The sequence below is a fragment of the Gracilibacillus oryzae genome, from assembly GCF_009498735.1.
GTDB classification, from domain to species: Bacteria; Bacillota; Bacilli; order Bacillales; family Amphibacillaceae; genus Gracilibacillus; species Gracilibacillus oryzae.
In genome coordinates, this window is the sequence record NZ_ML762430.1 from 115,947 (window position 1) to 121,946 (window position 6,000).

Sequence of the window (6,000 nt, forward strand, 5' to 3'; positions counted from 1 at the left end):
CATTTTTGAGCTGAGTTGTTTTCATTATGTCTTAGCTTCAATTTTATTTTTTAAAAAAAGGGGCAGCCGAATGTAGGCTGAGGTCGTTAACTGTTTTTCCTATATCTAATATACATATACAGTACAAATTGAAAATCTAGCAGGAAGAAAGAGGGAGCGACTGTGTATTTTGAAGGTAAAAGAATTTTAGTAATTGGTGGTACAGGAACAATCGGTACAAGTATTATCCAGCAATTGCTGAAAGAGAACCCTGAACTGATTCGAATATTCAGTCGGGATGAATATAAGCAGCATAAAGTAAAAGAAAGATTTCATAATAATCCTAAACTTCAATTGATGATTGGTGATGTTAGAGATTATGATCGCGTGTTGCAAGCAATGGAAAGTATCGACTATGTATTCCATGTAGCTGCAATGAAGCGTGTGGAAATGTGTGAAGGTAACCCTGTAGAAGCGGTAAAAACGAATATTCTGGGTACACATCATGTCATGAAAGCAGCAACAAATCAGCATGTGAAGAAGGTTGTTTTTACAAGTACAGACAAAGCCATTTCTCCGAATAATGCTTACGGTGCGACAAAACTGATAGCAGAAAGAATGATTGCAACGAATGATCCTGAACAGCGAACGGTTATTGCAAGTGTAAGATTTGGCAATGTAATGGGATCAAGAGGTTCCGTTATTCCAATTTTTAAAGAGCAGATTGAAACAAAACAGGAAATTACCGTTACCAATCTCCACATGACAAGGTTTATGATGACACTTCAGCAAGCGACCAATTTAACGATCCATGCTCTGAAAGAAGCAAAAGGCGGCGAAGTCTTTGTATTAAAAATGCCTGTTGTAAAATTAGGCGACTTAGCAAATTTGCTAATTAATGAAGTTTGTCAGAAGCAAGAAATAGATTCATCCACTATTCAAATGAAAGTTACTGGTTTACGACCTGGGGAGAAGATGTATGAGGAATTAATGACATTGGATGAATCGCAGTTCGCATGGGAATTACCGGATATGTATATTATTCCAAGCGATAAATCATCTGTCTACCCTGATGCTGTAAGAGCTGAGCAGACATCCTACAGTTCTTCCAAACAAAAAGCTGTCAGTTACAGTGAATTAAGAGAAATATTAGTACAATCACACTTAATTTAGAGGAAGTTGAGGAGGTAATATTGAATAATTTTCAAAAAAATTACTGGTCCATGTATTTAGATTTTATTCGAGACTTTGAAGCCTTGAGTTTTCAAGGATATTCTTTACCTTACCTTTGTCATTTGCCAAGTTATATTTTGCCAAATACTTCTTTGTTGCAAAATTTGAAACGAGCGGAGTACAGCAAAAATATAAAGAATGAGATCACCTCTCAGAAGCAGTTTCAGCAGGTGTTTAATCATTTTATTCAAAATCATACGAAAAAAACGGTAAAAAAAGCACAGGGAAAAGTTGTCATCCATATGGATAAATTACTGCGTTTTCCCACTTCGGTAATTATGGGTCATTTCGACCATAAGCGGACGATCCTCTTAACAAATGGTAAGTTATCAGGTAATAAAGCAATTCCGAACGCTAACTCAGTACGAGTGAATAAGAAAGCAAGAGCGGTACCGTTAACCAATACGATTAATGTCAAACAAGTAAAAGTAAAAAATAACCATCCTACTAATTATAAAGTGAAACAGAAAATGGTTACTTTGTCTCTTGAAAGTTATGAAAAAAATATTGAAGCGAACATCTCACTAGTTCAAAAAGAAGCAATAAAGCTCTTAAATAAGTATAAAGATCATCATTTATACGGTCATAACACTTTTAGGAAATGGTTACTGAACAACCTTAAAGTTGTCATGATCCAAATTGATGCGACTAGAAGATTTTTAAAGCATATTGCCGTATCCTGTGTGATCGTTTCTACAACTCATAGTTACATTAATCGAATTCTTGCAATAGTTGCAGCAAGTAAAGGAATACCGACAATATGTATGCAACATGGCATTATTGCAAGTGAGCTCGGCTATCTGCCAAAGATTGCTGCAATAGATGCAGTTTATGGCCAATATGAAAAAGACTGGTTTATCAATAATGGTGCCCCAAAAGGATCTGTTGAGGTTATCGGCCATCCGCGTTTTGACCAAATTTCTCAGCAATCCAACGTGCCGCAACGATTGTTTCAAAGTAAGTTAGGATTAGATCCGAAAAAGAAAACGGTAATGTTCGCAGTCAGAGGGCAGGAAGATGTGGATCAATGGCGCAAATTGATACAATTTCTCTCGCAAAAGTTAGATATAAACATTGTAATCAAGAATTATCCAAGCAGATCACCACATCAATTAACGAAAGAATTCCCGAATGTATATTCAACAATGCATTATCCATTATATGATATTTTTGCCAATGTAGATGCAGTGATAGCTTATCCATCAACAGTCGGCCTTGAGGCATTGATCAGCAAGAAACCTGTCTTCATTTTAGATAAAGATGCTAATGGAAATACCAACTATTATCAGGGATTGGATGATCTAATTCACAAAAACCCAAAAATTTTGGCACATCAGGTATATCGGTATTTTTCCAGCCCTGTTGATAAAAAGCGGATAGATGCGACACATCAGACTTTTCTAGATAATGCCTATGCAACTGAAAAACGCTCGATTGACCGATTGCTTAAACTTATTCAAAGGTTAACAAGGTAGGAAGGTGGATCTGATGAACCGGTACACACAGAATTATTGGACTATTTTTCTCCATTATGTAAAAGACTTCGAATCACTTCAATATAAAGGATATGCATTATCCTATCTAATCCACTTTCCCAGTTTAATCAGAAAGCATCAGACACTGTGGAGCCAACTTGATACGGTGCATTTGACAGAAAAGTCAGTTGATGCGAAAGACGTACAGGAAACATATAATCAATATCTTCAAACACTTCAACCGAAGAAAAGTGTAAAACAGAAGCAGGGAAAAGTTGCTATTATAGCTGATCGTTTAATTCGCCTTCCCAAAAAAATATTTACTGACCACTTTCCATCGCAGCAAACGATGGTGATAATCACAAGTAATTCAGACGACAAAAGCAAACTAGAACGAGACAATGCGGCCTTTTATGAGAATATCGGTATACCATTTCAATATTTATCTGACTATAAGCAATCTGTTAAAGGTCCAAGGAATCAATTGATGCTGCAATTAAGTAACCTCTTTGAGAAATATAAAAAGCATCCTATCTATCAGGATGAAATGTTTCAAAAAATGTTTCGTGTGAAATTAGATGCAACCATCCATTTAATTGAAATGGTGGAAAAGATGGCAGATTCCAAGTCTATCAGCTGTTTTGTCATTTCCAGTCCGAATCATTATGGTCGTGTTGTCGCATTTGTGGCAGCAAAGAAAGGGATACCAACTGTCTGTCTGCAGCATGGCATTATCGGGAATGAGTTTGGCTATATACCAAAAGTTGCAACAGTTGACGCTGTATACGGGCAGTTTGAAGTAGATTGGTATCTTAGAAAAGGCGCAATAAAGAGTTCTCTCGCTATAATCGGTCATCCCCGTTTTGACCTGGCATTCTCAAAACCAACCTATTCACGCACACACTTTTCCAAACTACTTGGTATTGATCGTAAGAAAAAAACAGTACTTCTGATTGTGCGAGAGGAGCGCCACCTCATCAAATGGCAACAGCTGGTAAACAAGATTAGCAAGCATGCAGATGTAAATATCATTCTGCGAGATTTTGAGAATAATCAAGCGCACTCTTTGTTAGCTAAATATCCCTTTATCCGTTCAACAAAATCACTTGAACTATATGATATTTTGCCAAATGTGGATGCTGTTGTTTCCTATGCATCTACTGTCGCACTTGAAGCAATGTTAGTCGGCAAACCAGTCTTCATCATGCATTCTCGATTGAAAAGCTATTCAGGATATTATGATTCTCTTGCCCCATTAGTGCAAAAAGATCCAGTTATTCTTGCAAAACAAGTCATTGCCTATTTTATAAATGAGAAATATAGACAACAGGCAGATAAAGTAAGGGAGAAGTTTTTATCCTATAGCTATCCAAATAAAGCTGCATCTGGTTTGAAATTGAAAAATCTAATTCTTCGTTTAGTCAAAGAATAAGAGTAAGGAGTAGGATAAATGAGTAAGAAGAAAAAATCGGTTAAGAAACTTCATGATTACTGGGTCGAAAATAGCTCACCAGAATCTTACCTTGTTCCTCAAGAAAGAAGTAAGTTCTTGCTGGAATATGTGAAAAAGTATATGCAGCCAAATGCCAAAATCATCGAGCTTGGTTGTAATGTTGGAAGGAACTTACATGAGTTATATCAAAATGACTATAAAAATTTAACAGGAATTGAGATAAGCAAGCAGGCTGTGGAAAAAATGGGAACAACTTTCCCGGATATGGCAAACGAGATTGAAGTGGTTCATACCCCCATAGAAGATTGGATCAAACAGGTGAATACCTATCAATATGATCTTGTGTTTACGATGGCGGTCCTTGAGCATATTCATCCTGACAGTGAATGGGTATTTGAGCATATAGCTCGGATAAGCAGAGAGTACATTCTGACAATTGAAGATGAGAACTCAACAAACTGGCGACTATTCCCGCGCAATTATAAGGAAATTTTTGAAAAATATGATTTTGAACAAATCGAAGAGGCAGACTGCAAAAAAGCAAATCTGGAAAAATATCGCCTTCGCATTTTTAAAAGAACAATACGTGCATTTCCATAATAAGCTATAAAAATAATATTTCCAAGAAAGGATGACAACATTGAACATTCTTGTTACAGGTGGCGCAGGTTTTATTGGAAGGTGGGTTGTCAAAAGGCTGTTAGAAGAAAACCATCTTGTCTGGGTATTAGATGATTTATCGAATGGGAGAAAAGAGAACTTAGCAGAATTGGAGAGTCATCCGAATTTTCAAGGTTTGACTGTTGGTGATATAAAAAACAGAAAGACTCTTGCCCAATTATTCGAAAACAATTTTGAAGTATGTTACCACTTAGGTGCAAGCATTAATGTTCAAGACAGTATTGATGAGCCCGAAACAACTTTTAACAACGATGTTATCGGTACTTTTTATGTGCTTGAGCAATGTCGCGAACATAAAGTGAAGATGGTGTTTATGAGCACATGCATGGTATATGAGCGCGCACAAAATGAGAGTGGCATCAGTGAGCTGAATCCGGTCAAACCAGCTTCTCCATATGCAGGTGCTAAACTGGCGGCAGAGAATATGGCCTTATCCTATTATTATGCTTATGATTTACCTGTCACCGTTATTCGTCCATTTAACACCTATGGACCATTCCAGAAAACTGGCGGAGAAGGTGGCGTTGTCGCTATTTTTATCAAAAACAAATTAGCTGGCAAGGACCTTTCCATTTATGGTGACGGAAAGCAAACAAGAGATTTGCTTTATGTAGAAGATTGTGCGCGGTTTGTAGTGGAAGCTGGCTTTTCCGATCAAGCGAATGGAGAAATCATTAATGCTGGCTTAGGAAAAGACATTTCCATTAATGATCTGGCAAAAATGATCGCCCAGGATGACAGCCGGATAAAGCATGTTGAGCATATTCATCCACAAAGTGAAATTCCGAAATTGTTATGTGATTACTCAAAAGCCAAGCAATTATTAAATTGGGAGCCGTCCTACAGTCTGGAAGCTGGAATTCTGGCAACCGAAAAGTGGATTGCTTCAACAAAATTAATTTAAGGAAGATTCATTATGCCTAAACGAACTGATTTTTTACCATATGGGAAACAATGGCTCGATGAGGAAGATAGAAGGAAAGTACTAGATGTGTTAAATAGTGACTGGCTTACAACAGGGCCAATGATACCGGAATTTGAACAAAAGGTCGCTGAATATGTCGGTGCCAATCATGCTGTTGCCTTTTCTAGCGGGACAGCGGCATTGCACGGTGCTTGTTTCGCTGCAGAGATTGGTAATGGAGATGAAGTGATAACAACACCAATGACGTTTGCTGC

6 protein-coding genes are annotated in these 6,000 nt (G+C 37.3%); all 6 read left to right on the top strand.

The features are described 5' to 3' along the window. Positions 1-162: 162 nt before the first annotated feature. Positions 163-1,152, top strand: a complete 990-nt coding sequence (locus F9U64_RS11010; protein WP_153403340.1) for an SDR family NAD(P)-dependent oxidoreductase — start codon at positions 163-165, stop codon at positions 1,150-1,152. Between the two features lie 20 nt (positions 1,153-1,172). After that, positions 1,173-2,687: a hypothetical protein gene (locus F9U64_RS11015; RefSeq protein WP_153403342.1), complete on the top strand. Its 1,515-nt coding sequence runs from the start codon at positions 1,173-1,175 to the stop codon at positions 2,685-2,687. Between the two features lie 13 nt (positions 2,688-2,700). Next, the gene (locus F9U64_RS11020; RefSeq protein ID WP_153403343.1) at positions 2,701-4,119 is read left to right on the top strand and encodes a glycosyltransferase family protein; all 1,419 of its coding nucleotides are present in this window, start codon (positions 2,701-2,703) and stop codon (positions 4,117-4,119) included. An 18-nt stretch (positions 4,120-4,137) separates the two neighbouring features. After that, positions 4,138-4,740, top strand: coding sequence for a class I SAM-dependent methyltransferase (locus F9U64_RS11025; protein ID WP_153403346.1), 603 nt, complete (start codon positions 4,138-4,140; stop codon positions 4,738-4,740). A gap of 40 nt (positions 4,741-4,780) precedes the next feature. After that, a complete protein-coding gene (locus F9U64_RS11030) occupies positions 4,781-5,725 on the top strand; it encodes a dTDP-glucose 4,6-dehydratase (RefSeq protein ID WP_153403348.1) in 945 nt (314 codons plus the stop codon). A gap of 12 nt (positions 5,726-5,737) precedes the next feature. Then, a partial coding sequence (locus F9U64_RS22990; RefSeq protein ID WP_228275672.1) for an aminotransferase class I/II-fold pyridoxal phosphate-dependent enzyme occupies positions 5,738-6,000 on the top strand: 263 nt, incomplete at its 3' end.